Genomic DNA, 20818 nt, shown 5'->3' with positions numbered 1-20818 from the left:
CGAGTGTCACCGGGTGTTCAGGAGATCTCGGACCGCAGGCGGCGGGTCACCTCGGCGAGAGGCATCCGGCGCGGGAACACGGCGACCACGACATCGTCGTCGGCGGGGGCCTCGCCCTCGGGATGCACGCCGAATCGATGCAGCAGATCGTCGAGCGCCGCCTCGACCGTGAGCCGCGTCACGGCGTCGTCGCCGCGGAGAAGACGGCGCAGGACGTGGTTGTGCACGGCGGTCACGGCGGCGCTGAACGCGACGGCCTCGGCGGCGTCGAGATCGGGCAGCCGTGTGCGCAGGTGATCGCCGAAGAGCCGCTCGTAGCGGAACACCATGACGATCTCGCGTTCGCGCAACGCCGGGACTCCGCGGACCACGCGATAGCGGCGCCGGGCCAGCTCGACGTCCGCGCCGAAATGGTCGAAGGCCGCGAGGGCGGCATCGCACACCGCCCGCCACGGACTCGCCTGCGTCGTCGCGAGCAGGTCGCGCAGCGCGGCGATAGCGACATCGTGGTCGGCGAAGATCACGTCATCCTTGCCGCCGTACTGACGGAAGAACGTCGATCGCGACAACCCGCCGGCCCGCGCGATGTCATCCACCGAGGTGCGCTCGTACCCCTGTTCGTCGAACAGGGCGACCGCCGCTGCCACGAGGGGATCGCCGGCGGGACGGGAGGCCTCGGTCATGGGCACCGAGCCTAGTGTCAAGTCGCTTGTCGCCGTCCGGCGCGCGGCGTTGACTGCGGTCATGACGTCGCTGTGGAAGACCGATGCGTCCGCGCCCGCCGGAACGCCGTTCGAACCCGGACGGTGCCACGACGTGATCATCGTCGGGGCGGGGCTCACGGGCCTCGCCACCGCCCTCGAGCTGGTCCGCAGCGGCATGGATGTCGCGATCGTCGAGCGCGGCGGGATCGGTGAGCTCGCCTCGGGCTCGAACACGGGCAAGATCTCGTTGTTGCAGGGCACGACGCTGTCGTCGCTGCGCCGGCACCACCCGGCATCCCTCGTCCGTGCCTATGTCGACGCGAACCGCGACGGTTTCGAGTGGATCACCGGTGCTGCTGACGAGCTCGGGGTGTCGACATCCGTCCGCACGGCGTACACGCATGCTCGGGGCGCCGAGGGGGTGGCAGCGGTGACGGAGGAGTACCGCGCGGCCCGCGAGGCGGGCCTCGCCGTGCGGCTGGCCGGCGCCGACGAGCTCGCTGCCGGTCCCGTCCGCATGACCACCGCCGTCGCCCTGGACGATCAGCGCGCGATCGACCCGATGAGCCTGTTGACGGCACTGGCGACCGCGTTCGTCGCCGCCGGCGGCCGGCTCCACCTCGACACGGCGGTGCGGCGGGTGCGGGTCGTGCCCCGGCCCCGGGTCGACACCGAGACGGGACCCCTGTTCGCCGCGAAGATCGTGCTGGCCACGGGCACGCCCATCACCGACCGCGGGCTGTACTTCGCGAAGGTCAGCGGGATGCGGTCGGCGTGCGTCTCGTTCGACCTCGACGGCGAGGTGCCCGACGGCATGTACCTCTCGGCCGACAGCCCCACCCGGTCGGTGCGCACCGTGACCGTCGCCGACGGCGCAGGCCGTGGGCCGGATGCGCGGCCGCAGCTGATCGTCGGAGGGGCCGGACACCCCGTCGGCCGGACCGACAGCGAGCTCGACAGGCTCGAAGAGCTCGTCGCGTGGGCACGCGACACGTTCCCCGTCGGCGCCGAGACCCATCGCTGGTCGGCGCAGGACTACACCTCGCACAACCGCGTGCCGTTCATCGGTGCGATGCCGCGATCGCTCGGCCGAGTGCGGTTCGCGACCGGTTATGCCAAATGGGGGCTCACCAACGCGCCCGCAGCGGCCCTGCGCATCGCGAGCGAACTGCGCGGCGAGAAGATGCGGGAGCGTCCGTCGTGGATGTCGGTGATCGGAACCCGGCTGACCGTTCCCGCCGACCTCGCCCGGGGTGCGTCGGAGAACGCGAAGACCGGGGTCGCCGCCGCGCGCGGCTGGGCCGCCGCGACGACACGGTCGACGCCGGTCGCGCAGCCCGCGGAGGGCCAGGGCGCCGTGGCACAGCACCACGCTCGGCCCGTGGGCGTCTCGACCGTCGGCGGCGAGACCCGGGCGGTCAGCGCGATCTGCCCGCACCTGGGCGGCGTGCTCGAATGGAACGACCTCGAGTGCACGTGGGACTGCCCGCTCCACGCCTCGAGATTCGCCCCCGACGGCGAGCGCATCGAGGGCCCTGCCTCGACCGGTCTTCGGCGTCTGCGCTGACCGGGGGTCACTCGCGCGCGAGCAGCTCCTCGCGCACCTGGCGCCGCAGCACCTTGCCGATCAGCGACCGGGGCAGGTCGTCGACGGCGACGATGCGTCGAGGTACCTTGTACGCGGCCAGCCGGGTGCGGCAGAAGTCGCGCAGACCCTCGACATCGAGTTCCGCGCCTTCGCGCAGCACGACCGCGGCGACGACTTCCTCTCCGCCCGACGAACGCGGCGCCGCGACGACGGCCGCGGCCTCGACGTCGGGGTGCGCGTGCAGGGTGTCTTCGACCTCGCTGGGCGCGACGTTGAAGCCGCCCGTGATGATGAGCTCCTTGAGGCGGTCGACGATCGTGACGAAGCCGTCGGGCGAGACGACGGCGATGTCGCCCGTGCGCAGCCACCCGCCGGGCAGCAGGGCATCGGCGGTCTCGGCCGGGCGGCGCCAGTATCCGGAGAACACCTGCGGTCCGCGCAGCAGCAGCTCGCCCTCCTCGCCCGGCTCGCGGTCGGCGGACGGGTCGTCGGGGTCGACGATGCGGATGTCGGTGCTCGGGAACGGCACGCCCACCGTGCCGGGGCGGCGGGAGGGGCCCATCGGGTTGCCGAGCGCGACAGGGGAGGACTCGGTCATGCCGTATCCCTCGACGAGCAGACCGCCCGTCGTGTCCTCCCATCGGCGGACGGTGGCCACCGGCAGGCTCATCGCGCCGGAGATCGCGAACCGCACGCGCGACAGGTCGATCGCACCACGGGATGCCGCGCGAGCCAGCTGGTCGTAGATCGGCGGCACGGCGGGGAGGAACGTCGGCGGGCTCTTCTTCGCGGCATCCGCCATGAGGCCCACGTCGAACTTCGGGAACAGCACGAGCTTCGCCCCGATGCTCATCGCGAACGTCAGGCAGAGCGTCATCCCGTACGCGTGGAAGAGGGGGAGCACGCCGTAGAACGTCTCCTCGCCCTCGATCAGGCCCGGCACCCACGCGCGCCCCTGCATGGCGTTCGCGCGGAGGTTGCGGTGCGTCAGCACGGCGCCCTTGGGGATGCCGGTGGTGCCGCTCGTGTACTGCAGCAGCGCCGTGTCGTCGAGGCTCGGACCCGCCACGCGTCGTGACACCGGGCGGCGGTGGAGCAGCGACGACCAGGGGAGGGCGTCTTTCGCGCGGGGCTTCGCCGTGAGCTGTGCCCGCGACTCGCGTGCCTTCGCGATCGGCAGACGGAGCAGCAGGCGTTTGCCGCGCGGCAGCGCCTCGGTGACATCGACGCTGATGATGCGCTCGACCCGCAGGTCGGTCGGGAAGTCGGCGATGGTGTCGACCGTCTTGTCCCACACGATCGCGAACCGTGCGCCGTGATCCTCGAACTGATGCCGCAGCTCACGCGCGGTGTAGAGCGGGTTGTGCTCGACGACGATCGCACCGAGGCGCAGGGCCGCGTAGAACGCGATCACATGCTGCGGGCAGTTCGGCAGCACGATCGCCACGCGGTCGCCGGCGGTCACACCGAGACGCCGCAGGCCTTCCGCGGCGCGGTCGACGCTGGTCCCGAGCTCGCGGTACGTCATCGTGGCGCCGAAGAACTCCAGGGCCGTCCGGTCGCCGTGCCGTGCGACGGTCGCCGCGAGCATCTCGGGCAGGGTCTGCGTCACGTCGTCGATCTCGGCGGGGACGCCGTCGGCGTAGGCCGACAGCCACGGGCGGGACTCGAAAGCGGTCATGCCCCCCATCCTGCATTCCGAGGCATGCCGGCCGCTGAATACGGCGCCGGTTTTGCCTCCATCAGCGGATCTGTGAGAGAGGCGGGTCCGGGGTGCCGCGTCGGCGCGGGTCAGACCGCGACGGCGACGCCGTAGCGCTCGCCCACCCGCACGAACCCGGAGAGGAGGCGGGGCCAGCGCTCCTCGTGCCCGAAGCCCGCGTGCGCCTGCGCCAGCTGGGCCTCGCGTGCCGCGTCGTCACCGGTGGCGCACCACCAAGCGAACAGATCGAGGTCGAGACCCGCGCCCGACTCCTGCTTCGCCGCGGCGAGGCCCTCGGCGGAGTCGATGCGCTCGAGGTGGTCCGCAAGCGTGCCGATCGCTTCGTGCAGACGCGGCACGAGCTCGTCGTCGGACCATGTCTCGAGGTCGATCCATTGCGCCGGCCATCCGACGATGTCCTCGAATCGCCGGCGGTACTGCGGCGTGGCGCGCGACAGGGGTGAGGGCGCCGTCCTGCCGATCGCCTCGTCGAAGCCCGCGACGTACACGGCGCCCTCGACGTACACGCGGAGGTGGCCGGCGGCGTTCCCCTGGCTGCGCTGCAACGTCACCTCGTGGAGCACCCCCGGCGTCTCCCGCGTCCACACGAGGCGCTTCTTGTGGTACCCGCGAGGCTTGAGCACCGGAACGACGGCATCCGCCACGAGGGCGTCGAGGCGTTCTTCGAGCGCGGTCATCGTCGTCTCCTCGGTGTCGGTGTCGGTGTCGCCGAGCGGAGCCTATCGGGCGTGCCCCGCCGCGTCAGGTGGCGACGTAGAGCACGCCGGTGATGAAGAGCGTGATGATCGTGGTCCACATCACGATCGCGGCGCCCTGCCACAGCAGGACGGTGCGCGGCGGCACGCCGGTCGCGGTCAGGGCGGCCGCGGTGAACTGCGTGGGCAGCAGGAGCGGCCCGAGCAGGCTCACGCCGGGGGTCCCGTAGCGGTGGTACGCCTTCTGGAACTTCTCGCTGCGGGCCGACTTCGGCTTCTCCGGGGCTCCGCCACGCGTCGTCACGGCCGTCCGGACACGAGCAGCGACGAGTACGACGACGGCGACGCAGACGAAGTTGCCGATGGCGCCGGACAGTGCGGCGACGACGGGGTGGATGCCGCCGATGATGCCGATACCGGCCGCCCCTTCGCCCTCGATGAAGGGCACCGCGCCCGCGAGCGCGACGATGACGGGCTGCAGGATGTCGGGCATCCGCGCCACGAGGTCCTGGAAGCCGACGATGAGATCTGCGAGGGGATTGGTCATGGATCCATCACAGCCGGGTCGGGACGCGCGCAGGAGTGCCGAGACGTCACTGTCGACCGGGAGGATCCGAGGCGTCGACCGTGACAAACGTCATGGTCGTACTCTGGCCTCGTGAACGACCGCGACCCCCGCCCGGCAGCCGCGCCGCGCAGCACGACGCTCGCCCGCGAGGTCGTGGCCACGTCGTGGTACATCGCGGCATCCATCGTCTTCTTCATGATCTCCGCGCTGGGCATCTGGGGTCTGTGGGCGTTGCTGGTCCGCACGCGGCTGGAGGATCCGGCGGTGACCATCGGGTACACGGCCGGCTCGGTCGCCGTCCTGGTCTCGACCGTCGTGCTGCTGTCGCGATACCGCACCGACGGTGATGTGGGTGAGGCCGACCGTCCGCCGCGACTGCGGCGGTTCCTGTCGTGGCCGGTCCTCCTCGGTGTCGGCGGATCGCTGCTCCTCGGCGCGACGACCATGACGGTGCTGTTCGGCGCATCCGTCCTGGCGACGATCCTGTGCCTGGTGCGCTGGGGGCCCGGCATCCGGTGGCGCGGCGTGATCCTCGTGGAGGCCGCCCTCGTCGCACTGTGGTTCGCCGAGCGTGTCCGCATCGAGTCGCCGCTCGAGACCGCGGGCTCGCTGACGTTCGCGCTGCTCGTCTTCGCCGTCGCGCTGCCGGCATCCATCGCGCTGTCGCTGTGGTCGTGGGATGTCGTGCTCGAGCTCGACCGTGCGCGGGCGACCGAGTCGCGCCTGGCCGCCACGCAGGAGCGTCTGCGCCTCGCGGCCGAGCTGCACGACCTCCAGGGGCACCACCTGCAGGTGATCGCGCTGCAGCTCGAGCTCGCCGAGCGGATGCTGGCTCGGGATCCGGATGCCGCGGGCGAGCAGATCCGTCTCGCTCGCGCGTCCGTCGACGCGGCACGCACCGGTACGCGCGAGCTCGCCGGGCGCTTCCGCGGCGTGCCGCTCCCCGATGAACTGGCGAATGCTGCCGATCTGCTGCGGGCGGCCGGCCTCGCGGTCCGTTTGGACGTGTCCGCCGATGCGACGCTCGCGCCCGCCGACATCCTCGGCCCCGTGATCCGCGAGTGCACGACGAACGTGCTCAAGCACGGCGGCGGCCGCTGGGCGGAGGTGCGGCTCGACCGCGACGGCGGGTACTGGCGTGTCGCCTTCGCGAACGACCCGGGTCCGGAGTCTGCGCTCGGCGCGGGCTCGGGTCTCGCGGGCATCTCGCACCGGGTGGGGGTGGCGGGCGGCGACCTCCGCACCCGCCGGGACGACGACCGGTTCGCTGTCGTCGTCTCGGTGCCCGCGGTGGGCGCGGGTGCCGGAGCGGCGACGCGCGAGCCGTCGGGCGAGGGGATGCCGAGATGATCCGCGTGCTCATCGCCGACGACGAGGACATGATCCGCTCGGCCCTCGCGGCGCTGCTGCGCCTCGAAGACGACCTCGAGGTGATCGCGGAGTGCCGTGACGGCGAGAGCGCGGTCGCGCGTGCGCTCGAGCTCCGACCCGACGTCTGCCTGCTCGACCTCGAGATGCCCGGGATCGACGGCGTCGAGGCGGCGGCCCGGATCCGGCAGCACGTCCCGGCCCGATGTGTCGTGGTGACCCGGCACGCGCGGCCCGGCGTCCTCCGTCGCGCGCTGAGCGCGGGAGTCGACGGGTTCGTGCCGAAGTCGCGTCGCGCCGACGACGTCGCCGCCGTCATCCGGGAGGTCGCCGCAGGGCGTCGATACGTCGACCCGGAGGTCGCCGCGGACGCGCTCAGCGACGAGCGGAGCCCGCTGACCGATCGAGAACTGGACGTGCTCCGCGCGGGCGCGCGGGGCGAGACCATCGCCGAGATCGCGGCGACGCTGCACCTGTCGGCGGGCACGGTCCGCAACCACGTCTCGTCCGTGCTCGGCAAGCTCCATCTCGCGACCCGCCAGCAGGCGGCCATCCTGGCGCGCGAGCGCGGCTGGATCTGACCCGGCCCCTTCGTTCGGCGGTGATCGGGCACGGGGCCGTCAGGCGCGGGTAGTAGGCTTTCCGATCGGGCGATATCTCGACATCGAGATTCTTCACGCCCCATCACCCACCGTCGCCCAGCGAAGGATTGCAGTGGACCTTTACGAGTACCAGGCCCGAGACCTGTTCGAGAAGTACGAGGTGCCGGTGCTCGCCGGCATCATCGCCGACACCCCTGAGGAGGCGAAGGCGGCGGCCGAGAAGATCGGCGGTGTCGTGGTCGTCAAGGCTCAGGTCAAGACCGGAGGTCGCGGCAAGGCCGGCGGCGTCAAGGTCGCCAAGACCCCCGACGAGGCATACGCCGCGGCCGAGGCCATCCTGGGCCTCGACATCAAGGGCCACGTGGTCCAGCGCGTCATGGTGGCGCAGGGCGCCGACATCGCCGAGGAGTTCTACTTCTCGGTGCTGCTCGACCGTGCGAACCGCTCGTACCTGAGCCTGTGCTCGGTCGAGGGCGGCATGGAGATCGAGGAGCTCGCCGTCGAGCGTCCCGAGGCGCTCGCGCGCATCGAGGTCGACCCGCTGCAGGGCATCGACAAGGCCAAGGCCGTCGAGATCGCCCGCGCCGCGAACTTCCCCGACGACCTCGTCGAGAAGGTCTCGGACGTGTTCGTCAAGCTCTACGACGTCTACAAGGGCGAGGGCGCGACCCTCGTCGAGGTGAACCCGCTGGTCCGTACGGGCGCCGGCGACATCGTCGCCCTCGACGGTAAGGTCTCGCTCGACGAGAACGCCAGCGAGGTGCGTCACCCCGAGCACGAGGAGCTCGAGGACAAGGGCGCAGCCGACCCGCTCGAGGCCAAGGCCAAGGAGTCGGGCCTGAACTACGTCAAGCTCGACGGCCAGGTCGGCGTCATCGGCAACGGTGCGGGACTGGTCATGTCGACCCTCGACGTCGTCGCCTACGCCGGCGAGAAGCACGGCGGCGTCAAGCCGGCCAACTTCCTCGACATCGGCGGTGGCGCGAACGCCCAGGTCATGGCCTCGGGCCTCGACGTCATCCTCGGCGACGAGCAGGTCAAGAGCGTCTTCGTCAACGTCTTCGGCGGCATCACGTCGTGCGTCGCCGTGGCGGAGGGCATCGTCAAGGCCCTCGAGATCCTCGGCGACTCGGCGACCAAGCCGCTCGTCGTGCGTCTCGACGGCAACCAGGTCGACGAGGGCCGTGCGATCCTCGCCGACGCGAACCACCCGCTCGTGACCCTCGCCGCCGGTATGGACGAGGGCGCCGACAAGGCCGCCGAGCTGGCCAACGCCTGAGCTCCGGACGCGAAAAGGACCAACGACATGTCTATCTACCTCAACAAGGACTCCAAGGTCATCGTCCAGGGCATCACGGGCGGTGAGGGCACCAAGCACACCGCTCTGATGCTCAAGGCGGGCACCAACATCGTCGGCGGCGTCAACGCCCGCAAGGCCGGCACCACCGTCTCGCACACCGACGCCGACGGCAACGCCGTCGAGCTGCCCGTGTTCGGCTCGGTCGCCGAGGCGATCGAGAAGACCGGCGCCGACGTCTCGGTCGCGTTCGTGCCGCCCGCGTTCACCAAGGACGCCATGGTCGAGGCCATCGACGCGGAGATCCCCCTGCTCGTCGTCATCACCGAGGGCGTGCCCGTCGGCGAGTCGGCCGAGGCCTGGGCCTACGCCAAGTCGAAGGGCAACAAGACCCGCATCATCGGGCCGAACTGCCCCGGCATCATCACTCCGGGCGAGGCTCTCGCGGGCATCACGCCGGCGAACATCACGGGCAAGGGCCCGATCGGCCTCGTGTCGAAGTCGGGAACCCTGACCTACCAGATGATGTTCGAGCTGCGCGATCTCGGCTTCTCGACCGCCATCGGCATCGGCGGCGACCCGGTCATCGGCACGACGCACATCGACGCCCTCGCGGCGTTCGAGGCCGACCCCGAGACGAAGGCGATCGTCATGATCGGCGAGATCGGCGGCGACGCCGAGGAGCGCGCGGCCGACTACATCAAGGCCCACGTCACGAAGCCGGTCGTCGGCTACGTCGCCGGCTTCACCGCCCCCGAGGGCAAGACCATGGGCCACGCGGGCGCCATCGTCTCGGGCTCGGCGGGAACCGCGCAGGCGAAGAAGGAGGCCCTCGAGGCCGCCGGAGTCAAGGTCGGCAAGACGCCCTCCGAGACCGCCGCGCTCATGCGGGAGATCATCGAGAAGCTCTGACGCTTCCGGGTACGACGAAGGGGCGGATGCTGCGGCATCCGCCCCTTCGTCGTTTCTTCGGAGCGTCTCCGGGAGCGATCAGACCCCGAGCAGCGCCTCGAGGGGACCGCGGGCGAAGAAGATCACGAAGCCGCCGGCGACGACCCACAGCAGCGGGCTGATCTGCTTGACGCGGCCCGAGAGCGCGTTGACCAGGACCCAGGAGATGAAGCCCGCGCCGATGCCGTTGGCGATCGAGTAGGTCAGCGGCATGACGGTGGCGGTGAGGAACACCGGCAGCAGGACGCGGAAGTCGCTGAGGTCGATGTGCGCGATCTGCGACAGCATCATCGCTCCCACGATGACGAGGGCCGCGGCGGCGACCTCGGTGGGAACGATCGAGGTGAGCGGTGTGAAGAACATCGCGAGCAGGAAGACGAGGCCCGTCACGACGTTCGCCAGTCCCGTGCGCGCGCCCTCGCCGATGCCCGAGCCGGACTCGACGAACACCGTCGCCGAGGACGAGCTCGTCGCGCCACCCGCGATCGCGCCGACGCCCTCGACGATCAGCGCCGACTTGATGCGCGGGAAGTCGCCCTTCGCGTCGGCGAGATTCGCCTCCTTCGCGAGTCCCGTCATCGTGCCCATCGCGTCGAAGAAGTTCGAGAAGACGAGGGTGAAGACCAGCATGACGAGCGTCACGATGCTGACCTTGCCGAGGTCGAAGCCGAAGTCGACCGCCCCGATGAGGCTCAGGTCGGGAACGCTGACGGGTGAGCCCGACAGGGCCGGCACCGTGAGTCCCCAGCCGCCGGGGTTGTCGGTCGCCGCGCCGAGGTGCCAGATCGCCTCGACGACGATCGACAGGACGGTGCCCGACACGATCCCGATCAGCATGCCGCCCTTGACCTTGCGGGCGACGAGGATGCCGGTGAGTAGGAGGGTGATGACGAACATCAGGGTCGGCACCGACGCGACGGACCCGCCGACGCCGAGCCCGACCGGGGGAGAGGCCTGGCCGGTCGAGGTCACGAACCCCGAGTTGACGAACCCGATGAAGGCGATGAACAGACCGATCGCGACCGTGATCGCGAGCTTGAGCTGCACGGGCACGGCATCGAAGATGAGCTTGCGGAGTCCCGTGGCCGCCAACAGCACGATGATGACGCCGTTGATCATCACGAGTGCCATCGCCTCGGCCCACGTGACCTCGCCGACCACGCCGAACGCGACGAAGGCGTTGATGCCGAGTCCGGCGGCGAACGCGAACGGCAGACGCGTGATGAGGCCGAACAGGATCGTCATGACGCCGGCGGTCAGGGCGGTCGCGGCGCTCACCGCCGCGAAGTCGAGGGTCGTGCCCGCGACATCGGGCTTGCCCGACAGGATGATCGGGTTCAGGATCACGATGTAGGCCATCGTGACGAAGGTCACGAGGCCGCCGCGGACCTCGGTGCCGATCGTCGAGCCGCGTCGGCTGATGTCGAAGAAGCGGTCGATGGCACCCTGGGGCGTGCGCGTCTGCGTAGTGTTCACAAATTCCTCCGAGATGACGGTAGCGCCCTCGCGCGCGTCCGCCCGACACGCACAGCCTCGCTGGGTAGGGTCGATCAGGCATGAATCGCCTGCTCGTCGCCCTCCTCTCCGCCTTCGACGCTCTCGTCGCGGTGGCCGTCGGCGTTGCCGCGGCCCTGGCGCCCTTGACCGTCCTCTGGGCCGTCGCCTTCGGCGGGGGAGCGGACTGGTCCTCGCTCTGGCCCGCATCGGTGCGCGTCTGGCAGTTCGGCAACCTCGTGCCGCTGCAGGTGACGCTGCCCCAGGAGTACACGGTGGGAACCGGGATCGGTGCCGATGCCGTGTCGTTCTCGCTTTCGCTCGCGCCGCTCGCGGTCGCACTGCTCATCGCTCTGTTCGCCGCCCGCTCGGGTGCTCGCGCCGCCGGTGCCGGTGCCGGGTTCACGGGAGTGCTCGCCGGGACGGCGACCGTCGCCGTCGCCTCGGCGGTCGTCGCCGTGACCGCTTCGACTCCGTACGCGGCGGTCGAGACCTGGCAGGCCGTCCTGCTGCCCACGCTGGTGTTCGGCGTCCCCGCCCTCATCGGCTCGGTCGCCCGCGCATGGCGCGACGGCGACGACGGGCCCGTGGACTCGCTGTTCGTGCGGCTCGACCGGAGCGGCTATGCAGCGGCCGTGTCCGCCGGCGCGCGCGGGCTGGCGACCGCCGTCGTCGGTTTCGTCGGCGTCGGCGCACTCCTGGTCGGGGTCGCCGTGCTCGCACGCGGCGGAGAGGTCGTCTCGCTCTTCCAGGCGGCCAACGTCGATGCGCTCGGCGCGACAGTCATGACGCTCGGTCAGGCGGCGTATCTGCCGACCCTCTTCGTCTGGGGTGGCGCGTTCGCCGCGGGCCCCGGGTTCTCGCTCGGCGCCGGCTCGACGGTCGCGGCATCGGGGACACAGCTGGGCGTCGTTCCCGGCATCCCCGTGCTCGGAGCGGTCCCGCCGGCGTCGCCGCCCGTGCTGCTGCTCGTCGCGCTGCTCTTCGTCGCGGTCGGCTTCGTGGCGGGTGCGGCGGCGCGGCGGCGTCTTCCCGCGCCGGCATCCGCTCTCGCCGCCGATCCCGTTCTTCCCCGCCTCGCCGCCGCGGCGATCGTGGCCGTCGGAGGCGGGCTCGCGGTCGCCGTGCTCTCGCTCCTGGCATCGGGCGCCTTCGGCCCGGGCCGGCTCGATCAGATCGGCCCGTCCGCGGGCGCCGTCGGGCTCGCTTTCGCCGTCGAGATCGGCATCGGTGCGACGATCGCGCTGCTCGGCCCACGCCCGTCGCAGCGCCCGGACCCGGACGACGAGTACGCCGCGTCGGGCGATGACGACGAGGCACGGCTGGCCGGAACGGCGCGGGTAGAGTGAGACGGTGCTGACGGTCGCGGTCCTCATCTCCGGTGGCGGGTCGAACCTGCGGGCCCTCCTGGAAGCCGCCGTCGAACCCGGCTTCCCGGCCCGAGTGGTGGTCGTCGGGGCCGACCGTCCCGCCGACGGCCTCGCTCATGCCGACGCCTTCAACATCCCGACCTTCGCGGTCCCGTTCCGCGAGTACGAGACGCGGGAGGAATGGGGCGACGAGCTGCTGCGCCAGCTCGAGGCCTGGGCTCCGGACCTCATCGTCCTCAGCGGTCTGATGCGGCTGCTGCCCGTCGCCGTCGTCGACGCGTGGGCGCCCCGCATCATCAACACCCACCCGGCCTACCTGCCCGAGTTCCCCGGCGCGCACGGCGTGCGTGACGCGCTCGCCGCAGGCGCCGGTCAGACCGGCGCGAGCGTCATCGTCGTCGACGCCGGCGTCGACACCGGGCCGATCCTGGCGCAGGAGCGGGTTCCCGTGCTGCCCGGCGACGACGAGACGACCCTGCACGAGCGCATCAAGCCCGTCGAACGCCGCCTGCTGATCGATGTCGTGCGGCGCATCGCGACCGGCGAGATCGACCTCGTCGAACCCGCCACCCCGAACCCGACCGCTCCGACGGCCTGACGCACCGCAGGCCCCACACCGCACCCGAGGAGAACCGCCATGGCCGGACCGAGCCACGACCCCGCCCTCTACCGCGCACGCGACCTCGTCGCCGTCCGCCGCGCGCTCATCTCGGTGAGCGACAAGACCGACCTCCTTCCTCTCGCGCAGGCTCTCGCCGACGCCGGGGTCGAGATCGTCTCGACCGGCGGATCGGCCGCGCTCCTGCGCGAGGCGGGTCTCACGGTGACGGATGTCGCCGAGGTCACCGGGTTCCCGGAGTCGCTCGACGGGCGTGTGAAGACGCTGCACCCCGGCGTCCACGCCGGACTCCTCGCCGACCTGCGGCTCGAGAGCCACGAGGCCCAGCTCGGGGAGCTCGGCATCTCGGCGTTCGACCTGGTGGTCGTCAACCTGTATCCCTTCGTCGAGACCGTCGCCTCGGGTGCCGCCCCCGACGACGTCGTCGAGCAGATCGACATCGGCGGGCCGGCGATGGTGCGCGCGTCGGCGAAGAACTTCGCCAACGTCGCGATCGTCGTCTCGCCCTCGTCGTACCCGGCCATCATCGAGTCGGTCTCCGCGGGCGGCACGAGCCTCGCGCAGCGCCGCGACCTGGCCGCTCGTGCGTTCGCGCACACGGCGGAGTACGACCGTGCCGTCGCCACGTGGTTCGCCGAGTCGACGCTCGAGGGCGACGAGCTGCCGCAGCACCTCACGATTCGTGCGGAGCGCCTCGCCACCCTCCGCTACGGCGAGAACTCGCACCAGCGCGCCGCGATCTACACCCGCGCGGGCGGCCACGGCATCGCCCAGGCCGAGCAGCTGCAGGGCAAGGAGATGTCGTACAACAACTACGTCGACGCCGACGCCGCCCTGCGCGCCGCGTTCGACATGGTCAAGCCGGCGGTCGCGATCATCAAGCACGCGAACCCCTGCGGCATCGCCGTCACCGCCCCGCAGGCACTCGACCCCATCGCCTCGGCGCACCTGCGTGCACACGAGTGCGACCCCGTCTCGGCCTTCGGCGGGGTGATCGCCGCCAACCGCACGGTCACGCTGAAGATGGCCGAGAACCTGCGCGACATCTTCACCGAGGTGATCGTCGCCCCCGACTTCGAGCCGGAGGCGCTCGAGGTGTTCAAGCTGAAGAAGAACCTCCGGGTGCTCCGTCTCCCCGCCGACTGGCGCCAGGAGCGCATGGACGTCCGCCTGGTCTCCGGCGGGCTCCTGCTGCAGGACGCCGATCGCTTCCCCGACGACATCGAGTCGGTCGCGAAGGACTGGCAGCTCGTCTCCGGTGAGCGACCCGACCCCTCCGAGCTCGAGGGCATGATCTTCGCGTGGAAGGCCTGCCGTGCCGTCAAGTCGAACGCGATCGTGCTCGCGCAGGGCTCCGCGACGGTCGGGATCGGCATGGGTCAGGTCAACCGCGTCGACTCGTGCCGGCTCGCCGTCGAGCGGGCCGGCGACCGTGCGGCCGGCTCGGTCGCGGCATCCGACGCCTTCTTCCCCTTCGCCGACGGCCCGCAGGTCCTCATCGACGCCGGCATCAAGACGATCATCCAGCCCGGCGGCTCGGTGCGCGACCAGGAGGTCGTCGACGCCGCCCGAGCCGCGGGCGTGACGATGTTCTTCACGGGCGAGCGGCACTTCTTCCACTGACACTCCGGTGGTCTCCACCGCCACCCGGCCGGGCCCGTCGAGTCAATAGTCGATCGTCGGGCCCGCCGCGGACGATAGGGTCGCTTCGGGTGTGAACCGTTTCGGGGAGGAACGAGTGATCTGGGAGATCGATGATCGCGCTCGGACGATCGAGGGGCTCGATGCCGACGGTCGACCGAGGCCGGAGTACGCCGCGTCACTCGGGCTGCGTCCTGCGCCGTTCGGCCGACGCGTCCTGGCGACGGTCATCGAGGCCGTCGTCCTGCTGCTGCTCCAGGCGCCGATGCTCATCGTCGTCGTCCCGGCGCTGAATGCGGCGATCCTCGCGGCCGATCCCGTCGGAACGCTCACGTCTCGCGACGATCTGCTGCTGCTCGCCATCCTCGCCGCCGTGAGCTCGGGGCTGTCGACAGCTTTCCTCCTGGTCCAGCTCATCCTGCTCGGACGCCGGGGCGTCACTCTCGGCAAGGCGTGCACCGGTCTGCGAGCCGTGAACGTGCGGACCCTGGAACGCCCCGGCTTCTGGCGCGGGGCGGTCGTGCGCTACCTCGTCCTCTGCGCGAGCATGCTCGTCCCGCTTCTGGGCCCGCTGCTCGTCATCGCGCTCTCGCCCCTGTTCGATCCCGCCCGGCGGGGGCGTGGCTGGCCGGACCTGGCTGCCGCCGTCTGGCTCGTCGACGTCAAGCACGGACTCAACCCCTACGACGACAAGCGCATGCGCATCGCCCGCAAGACGGTCGCGACCGATCTGCTCGACGTGAAGACCGAGCTCCCCTCGCTCGCGACGCCGGTGGCCGCCGGCGGAGCGGGCGCCTATGTGCCCCTCGCCCGCAACAAGGGCGGTGTCCTCGGCGCCGTCCGCTCCGCTCCGGGCACCGGGATCATCGGCGACACGGATGCCGCCGAGGACGAGGTCGGTCCCGGCATCCCCACGACCGTTGCGCCTGCGCCCTTCGTCGCGCCTGCGCCCGGGATGCCCGCGGCGACCCCACCCGTCGCACCGGGGGCGACCGCCGCCGGGGGGAGCCTGGCATCGCCCACGGCGAGCTCCGCTCCGCCCGTATCCGCCCCGACGCCGGCCGCCGTCGCCCCCGGGGCGATCGTCGCCCCCGCCGCCGGGGCATCCTCCTGGACGCCGCCCTCACTTCTCGAAGCCCCGGCACCCGCGGCCGCGGCGACGCCGCCGGCGGCTCCCGCCGTGCCCGATGAGGCCGGCGCAGCGGCATCCGCGTCGTCCGGCGTCGTCGAGCTGACTCTCGACTCGGGCGACACCATCTCGGTTCCCGGTGGCGGCGTCGTGCTCGGGCGGGCTCCCGCGACCGGCCCGGACGATGCCGACGTGCTGCCGGTTCCCGTGATCGACCACACCCGGTCGATCTCCAAGACCCACTGGGCTGTGCTGCGCGTCGACGGCCGGGTCCAGGCGGTCGAACGCGGCTCGACCAACGGCAGCGTGCTCGTGCGGGGAACCCGCGAGCAGGCCCTCGTGCCCGGGCATCCCGTCGACCTCCGCGACGGCGACACCATCCGCTTCGGCGACCGCTCCGCGGTCGTCGCCATCCGCTGACCTCCCCGCCGACCGACGTCGCACGGCTGACAGGAATCCTCGATGAGACTCAAGCTGACTCTCCAGCGCCGTGATCACACCGGCACCGACATCGTCGTGACGGCGGACTCGACGGCAACCGTGCACGACGTCGCGCGCCGCATCGTCGACAGCGATCCGCGGCGCGAGGTGGCGGCGGGCGAGGCCGATGTGCTGACGCTCACGGTCGCGCCCCCCACCTCGCCCGACTTCGTCATGCTCGACCCCCACATGCTCGTCAGCGACGCGCCGATCGGCTCGGGGTTCGTCGCATCCGTGACGAACCTCGGGTCGGATTACGTCGCGACCCGCGGAGCGGGCGGTCCCGTCGCCGCGATCCTCCACGTCGTCGGCGGGCCGCTCGCGGGGCGTGAATTCTCGTTGCCGCAGGGTCATTTCACGATCGGCCGCTCGCAGGGCAACGACATCGTGCTCGATGACCGGCTCGTCTCCAAGCGCCACGCGCGCATCGAGATCGGGGCCTCCGTCGAGCTGGTCGACCTGAACTCGGCCAACGGCATCGTGATCGACGGCGGTCTGGTGCAGCGACTGCGGGTCATCCCCGGCCAGCGGTTCCAGCTCGGCGACACCGAGCTCGTCGTGTCGATGGCCGAGACCTTCGCCCCGGTCGAGCAGGACCCGGTTCTCGAGCGCGGCGGCAGTCTGCTGTTCAACCGCAGTCCCCGGGTCGAGGCGCGCTACGTCGGCGAGGAGCTCGAAGAGCCGCGGCTTCCGAAGGACCCGGTCTCGCGTCTCTTCCCGTGGCCGATGCTCATTGCGCCGCTCATCCTCGGCATCGCGATGTTCTCCATCACGAATCAGCCGCGCACGCTGCTGATCGTCTTCATGACGCCGATGATGCTGCTCGGCAACTTCGTCTCGCAGCGCACGCAGCTCGGTCAGCGTCAGCGCAAAGAGGTCGAGATCTTCGAGCGCACCTTCGAGGAGCTCGAAGAGAAGCTGTACCGGCTGCGGCCACGTGAGCGCGAGGTGCGCAACGCCGAGGTGCCGCCGGTGGCGGTCGTCTTCGAGCAGTCGATGCAGCTCGGCCCCATGCTCTGGACCCGCCGGCCCGAGCACTGGAACTTCCTGTCGGTGCGGATGGGCACCTCCGAGGCGCCGTCGCGCACGAGCGTCAAGCGGGCGGAGAACCCCGATGCGCTCCAGGAGTACGTCGAGCGCGTCGACCGGTTGCGGGAACGCTACCGTCTGATCGACGGCGTCCCCGTGCTCGAGTCGCTGCAGAGCGTCGGCGTCCTCGGTGTCGCCGGCGGCGCGCGTGAAGCCGCCGACGCGCTCCGCGGTCTCGCCGTGCAGCTTTTCGGCCTGCACTCCCCGAACGATCTCGCCGCCGTCGCGCTGACCGAGCCGGAGTGGGCGAAGGAGCTCGAGTGGCTCAAGTGGCTGCCGCACACCTCGAGCGAGCGCAGCCCGTTCCGTGACATGCCGCTGTCGGACTCGGCGTCCACCGGCGCCGCGCTGCTGTCGGGACTCGAGGAGCTCGTGATGCGGCGTTCGAAGGCGGCGGCCGCTCCGCGCCTGCCGTTCGACGACGACTGGGACCCGATGCACTACGGCACGGATGTCCGTCGCGCCGCCGAAGAGGCGACCTTCCCGGGGCAGACGGCCGTGCTCGTCATCGTCACCTCCGATGCACCGGTCGACCGCGCGCGCCTGACACAGGTGCTCGAACGCGGCGCCGATGTCGGCGTCTACGGCATCTTCGTCGCCCCCGTCGTCGACGCGCTGCCCGCCGTCTGCCGGACGTTCGTCGACGTGTCGGCCGGGCTCGGCGCGGCACGTGTCGGCACGGTGCGCAGCGGTGTCGAGTACCCCGTCACCGAGGTCGAGGGCGTCTCGAACGAGCTCATGACGGTGCTCGCGAAGCGTCTCGCGCCGGTCACCGACGCGAGCACGATCATCGAGGACTCCTCCGACATCCCGAACTCCGTGATGTTCCTCTCGCTCGTGGGCTCGGAGCTCGCGACCGACCCCACGTTCGCCGTCGAGCGCTGGCGCGAGAACAACACGATCCTCGACCGATCGGGCGCTGCGATGCCCCGCCTCAAGAAGGCCGGCAACCTCCGCGCGATCGTGGGCCAGGGCGCCACCGACGCCATGACGCTCGATCTCCGTACCCAGGGGCCGCACGCCCTCGTCGGCGGTACCACGGGTGCCGGTAAGTCGGAGTTCCTGCAGGCCTGGGTGCTCGGCATGGCCGCTGCCCACAGCCCCGACCGCGTCACGTTCCTCTTCGTCGACTACAAGGGCGGTTCGGCCTTCGCCGACTGCGTCGAGCTGCCGCACACGGTCGGCCTCGTCACCGACCTGAGCCCTCACCTCGTGCGCCGCGCCCTGACGAGCCTCCGAGCCGAGCTGCACCACCGCGAGCACCTGTTCAACCGCAAGAAGGCGAAGGATCTGCTCGAGCTCGAGAAGCGCCGGGACCCCGAGACCCCGCCCGCGCTCGTGCTCGTGATCGACGAGTTCGCCGCGCTCGCCGGCGAAGTGCCCGAGTTCGTCGACGGTGTCGTCGACATCGCTCAGCGCGGTCGATCGCTCGGCATCCACCTCATCATGGCGACGCAGCGTCCCGCGGGCGTCATCAAAGACAACCTCCGCGCCAACACGAACCTGCGCGTCGCCCTCCGCATGGCCGACGAGTCCGACTCGAAGGATGTCGTCGACGATCCCGTGGCGGCACGGTTCGACCCCAGCATCCCCGGTCGCGGTATCGCGAAGACCGGTCCCGGCCGTCTCGTTCCCTTCCAGTCCGCCTATGCCGGTGGCTGGAGCACGGACGAGGTCGTCGCCGCCGATGTGACCGTCGCCGAGCTCCGCTTCGGATCGGTGCAGCGCTGGGAGGTCGACGAGAAGCCCGAGGACCCGGCCGCGGAGGTGGATCCGGGGCCCAACGACCAGAAGCGCATCGTCGCCACGCTCGTCGCCGCGGCGAACCGCGCAGCCATTCCCGCGCCCCGGCGACCGTGGCTCGACGACCTGGAGACGACCGTCGACATCCGCTCGCTCCCCGCGGGCCGCGCCGGATCGATCCTCATCGGCAAGAGCGACATCCCCGAACGCCAGCTGCAGGAGGCGGTGTACTTCGATCCCGACCGCGACGGCTCGATGCTCGTGTACGGCACCAGCGGCTCGGGCAAGTCGACGGTCCTCCGCACGATCGCCATCGCCGCCGCGACGACGGGCCGCCGTGCCGAGAACATCGAGGTCTACGGTCTCGACTTCGGCTCGGGGTCGCTCAAGAGCCTCGAGATCCTGCCCCATGTCGGGTCGGTTATCCCCGGCGACGACGCCGAGCGTGTGCAGCGCATCATGCGCTCGCTCGGGAAGGTGCTCGACGATCGCGGCAAGCGGTTCAGCGCCGCCAACGCGTCGACGATCGCCGAGTACCGCGAGCTCACCGGCCGTGACGAGGCGCGCATCGTGCTGCTTCTCGACGGTCTGCCGCAGTTCCGGGCCGAGTGGGAGTCGACGACGGCGCGGATGCCGTTCTACCAGGCGTTCATGCGGATCCTCGGCGAGGGCCGCCCGCTCGGCGTGCACGTCGTGGCGACCGCCGACCGTTCGGGATCGGTGCCGACCGCCGTCAGCTCCAACATCTCGCGCCGCGTGGTGCTGCGCCTCTCGGACGAGAACGCCTATGCGCTGCTGAACGCGCCGAAGGACGTCCTCGACGAGCGGTCCGCCCCCGGGCGCGCGATCGTCGATGGATTCGAGACGCAGATCGCGGTGCTCGGCGGCACGCCGAACGTGGCGGAGCAGACCAAGCTGCTCGGTCAGCTCGCCGACGAGCTGCGTTCGCGCGGCGTGCGGGAGGTCGCCGAGATCGGGTCGCTCCCGACGCGTCTCGCGCTGGCCGATCTTCCCGACCGGATCGGGGAGTTCCCGGTGCTCGGCGTCTCGGAGGACACGCTGGCGCCGCGCGACTTCGACCCGGTCGGCACCTTCGTCGTCGCGGGGCCGCCGCTGGCGGGCAAGACCACGGCGATGAAGGCGCTCGTCACCTCGATGACGCGTCTCGACCCCGAGGTGACGCTGTTCCACTTCGGCGGGCGCCGGTCGCAGCTGCGCGACTTCGCGCCCTGGGTGCGCAGCGCCACGACGCCCGACGATGCGAAGGAGCTCGCGACCGAGCTCGCCGAGCTCGTCGCCGACGAGACACTCGGCCGCCGCATCCTGATCGTCGTCGAAGACGTGCCGCAGTTCGCCGACTCGCCCGCCGAGCGCCCGATGAAAGCGCTGTTCCAGGCGGTGAACCGCAGCGATCACCTGCTCATCGGCGACGCCGACGTCACTCAGGTCACGAGCGGATTCGGTCTCGTCGGCGACTTCAAGGGCGGCCGCAAGGGCATCATCCTCAAACCGGATGCCTTCGACGGCGACGCCGTGTTCAAGGTGCCGTTCCCGAAGGTCAAGCGCAGCGACTTCCCCGAGGGCCGCGGGATCTTCGTGCAGGCCGGTCGTGCCGTGACGGTTCAGATGCCGCTGGTGGAGTCCGAGACCGTCGCGGTGTCTCGTCCTGTCGCAGCGGGCGCGGGGGAGTCCGTGTCGACCGACACCGTCACCGAGACCATTCGCTGAGCGAGATGTCGTCGGGGTGGGGCCGCGGG

Annotated in this window: 15 protein-coding genes; 10 read left to right on the top strand and 5 right to left on the bottom strand. The window is 71.2% G+C overall.

Going from position 1 to position 20818, the window contains the following annotated elements; genetic code table 11:
* Positions 1–17: 17 nt before the first annotated feature.
* On the bottom strand, positions 18–683 hold the full coding sequence (locus AA0Y20_RS15925) for a TetR/AcrR family transcriptional regulator (RefSeq protein WP_412936232.1): 666 nt from the start codon (positions 681–683) through the stop codon (positions 18–20).
* A gap of 61 nt (positions 684–744) precedes the next feature.
* Between AA0Y20_RS15925 and AA0Y20_RS15920 the strand changes: the two genes are divergently transcribed.
* Entirely contained in the window at positions 745–2271 is a 1527-nt protein-coding gene (locus AA0Y20_RS15920; RefSeq protein WP_412936229.1) for an FAD-dependent oxidoreductase, read from the top strand.
* A gap of 7 nt (positions 2272–2278) precedes the next feature.
* Here AA0Y20_RS15920 and AA0Y20_RS15915 read toward each other — a convergent pair whose 3' ends face one another.
* The 3 genes from AA0Y20_RS15915 to AA0Y20_RS15905 all read right to left on the bottom strand — a co-directional run bounded on the left by AA0Y20_RS15915 (position 2279) and on the right by AA0Y20_RS15905 (position 5257).
* Positions 2279–3973 (bottom strand): long-chain-fatty-acid--CoA ligase, encoded by a 1695-nt coding sequence (locus tag AA0Y20_RS15915; RefSeq protein ID WP_412936227.1) that lies wholly within the window; start codon positions 3971–3973, stop codon positions 2279–2281.
* Between the two features lie 110 nt (positions 3974–4083).
* Positions 4084–4692, bottom strand: coding sequence for a DUF4304 domain-containing protein (locus AA0Y20_RS15910; RefSeq protein WP_412936225.1), 609 nt, complete (start codon positions 4690–4692; stop codon positions 4084–4086).
* Positions 4693–4756: 64 nt separating this feature from the next.
* On the bottom strand, positions 4757–5257 hold the full coding sequence (locus tag AA0Y20_RS15905; RefSeq protein ID WP_412936223.1) for a small multidrug efflux protein: 501 nt from the start codon (positions 5255–5257) through the stop codon (positions 4757–4759).
* 111 nt (positions 5258–5368) lie between these two features.
* Here AA0Y20_RS15905 and AA0Y20_RS15900 point away from each other — a divergent pair, with 111 nt between their 5' ends.
* The 4 genes from AA0Y20_RS15900 to sucD all read left to right on the top strand — a co-directional run bounded on the left by AA0Y20_RS15900 (position 5369) and on the right by sucD (position 9457).
* A complete protein-coding gene (locus AA0Y20_RS15900) occupies positions 5369–6628 on the top strand; it encodes a sensor histidine kinase (protein ID WP_412936221.1) in 1260 nt (419 codons plus the stop codon).
* The gene (locus tag AA0Y20_RS15895; RefSeq protein WP_412936218.1) at positions 6625–7227 is read left to right on the top strand and encodes a response regulator transcription factor; all 603 of its coding nucleotides are present in this window, start codon (positions 6625–6627) and stop codon (positions 7225–7227) included. The genes AA0Y20_RS15900 and AA0Y20_RS15895 overlap by 4 nt, the downstream gene beginning before the upstream one ends.
* 133 nt (positions 7228–7360) lie before the next feature.
* Complete coding sequence (gene sucC / locus AA0Y20_RS15890; protein WP_112617479.1) at positions 7361–8527, top strand: ADP-forming succinate--CoA ligase subunit beta; 1167 nt, start codon at positions 7361–7363, stop codon at positions 8525–8527.
* Positions 8528–8554: 27 nt separating this feature from the next.
* Positions 8555–9457 carry a succinate--CoA ligase subunit alpha gene (gene sucD / locus AA0Y20_RS15885; protein WP_412936215.1) on the top strand — a complete coding sequence of 301 codons (903 nt, stop codon included), beginning with the start codon at positions 8555–8557 and terminating at the stop codon, positions 9455–9457.
* A 78-nt stretch (positions 9458–9535) separates the two neighbouring features.
* Here the strand turns inward: sucD and AA0Y20_RS15880 are convergent, their stop codons facing one another.
* Complete coding sequence (locus AA0Y20_RS15880; RefSeq protein WP_412936212.1) at positions 9536–10972, bottom strand: NCS2 family permease; 1437 nt, start codon at positions 10970–10972, stop codon at positions 9536–9538.
* An 80-nt stretch (positions 10973–11052) separates the two neighbouring features.
* Here AA0Y20_RS15880 and AA0Y20_RS15875 point away from each other — a divergent pair, with 80 nt between their 5' ends.
* From AA0Y20_RS15875 to AA0Y20_RS15855, 5 genes are all read left to right on the top strand, one after another.
* On the top strand, positions 11053–12339 hold the full coding sequence (locus AA0Y20_RS15875; RefSeq protein ID WP_412936209.1) for a DUF6350 family protein: 1287 nt from the start codon (positions 11053–11055) through the stop codon (positions 12337–12339).
* Positions 12340–12343: 4 nt separating this feature from the next.
* Entirely contained in the window at positions 12344–12958 is a 615-nt protein-coding gene (purN, locus tag AA0Y20_RS15870) for a phosphoribosylglycinamide formyltransferase (RefSeq protein WP_412936207.1), read from the top strand.
* A 39-nt stretch (positions 12959–12997) separates the two neighbouring features.
* Positions 12998–14602, top strand: coding sequence for a bifunctional phosphoribosylaminoimidazolecarboxamide formyltransferase/IMP cyclohydrolase (gene purH / locus AA0Y20_RS15865; RefSeq protein ID WP_412936204.1), 1605 nt, complete (start codon positions 12998–13000; stop codon positions 14600–14602).
* 115 nt (positions 14603–14717) lie between these two features.
* Entirely contained in the window at positions 14718–16169 is a 1452-nt protein-coding gene (locus AA0Y20_RS15860; RefSeq protein ID WP_412936202.1) for an RDD family protein, read from the top strand.
* 42 nt (positions 16170–16211) lie between these two features.
* Positions 16212–20789, top strand: coding sequence for an FtsK/SpoIIIE domain-containing protein (locus tag AA0Y20_RS15855; protein WP_412936200.1), 4578 nt, complete (start codon positions 16212–16214; stop codon positions 20787–20789).
* The last annotated feature ends 29 nt before the right edge of the window (positions 20790–20818 follow it).

Source organism: Microbacterium pratiae (genome assembly GCF_047302165.1).
Taxonomy (GTDB): domain Bacteria; phylum Actinomycetota; class Actinomycetes; order Actinomycetales; family Microbacteriaceae; genus Microbacterium.
The sequence above is the reverse complement of the archived record's forward strand: the minus strand, read 5'-3'. Positions and strand labels throughout refer to the sequence as shown.

Bases quoted from the DNA above. Each gene is read 5' to 3' on its own strand.
- AA0Y20_RS15915 (WP_412936227.1), bottom strand. From the start codon at position 3,973: ATGACCGCTTTCGAGTCCCGCCCGTGGCTGTCGGCCTACGCCGACGGC.
- AA0Y20_RS15905 (WP_412936223.1), bottom strand. From the start codon at position 5,257: ATGACCAATCCCCTCGCAGATCTCATCGTCGGCTTCCAGGACCTCGTG.
- AA0Y20_RS15925 (WP_412936232.1), bottom strand. From the start codon at position 683: ATGACCGAGGCCTCCCGTCCCGCCGGCGATCCCCTCGTGGCAGCGGCG.
- AA0Y20_RS15855 (WP_412936200.1), top strand. From the start codon at position 16,212: ATGAGACTCAAGCTGACTCTCCAGCGCCGTGATCACACCGGCACCGAC.
- purH (WP_412936204.1), top strand. From the start codon at position 12,998: ATGGCCGGACCGAGCCACGACCCCGCCCTCTACCGCGCACGCGACCTC.
- AA0Y20_RS15910 (WP_412936225.1), bottom strand. From the start codon at position 4,692: ATGACCGCGCTCGAAGAACGCCTCGACGCCCTCGTGGCGGATGCCGTC.
- sucD (WP_412936215.1), top strand. From the start codon at position 8,555: ATGTCTATCTACCTCAACAAGGACTCCAAGGTCATCGTCCAGGGCATC.
- AA0Y20_RS15920 (WP_412936229.1), top strand. From the start codon at position 745: ATGACGTCGCTGTGGAAGACCGATGCGTCCGCGCCCGCCGGAACGCCG.
- AA0Y20_RS15895 (WP_412936218.1), top strand. From the start codon at position 6,625: ATGATCCGCGTGCTCATCGCCGACGACGAGGACATGATCCGCTCGGCC.
- AA0Y20_RS15875 (WP_412936209.1), top strand. From the start codon at position 11,053: ATGAATCGCCTGCTCGTCGCCCTCCTCTCCGCCTTCGACGCTCTCGTC.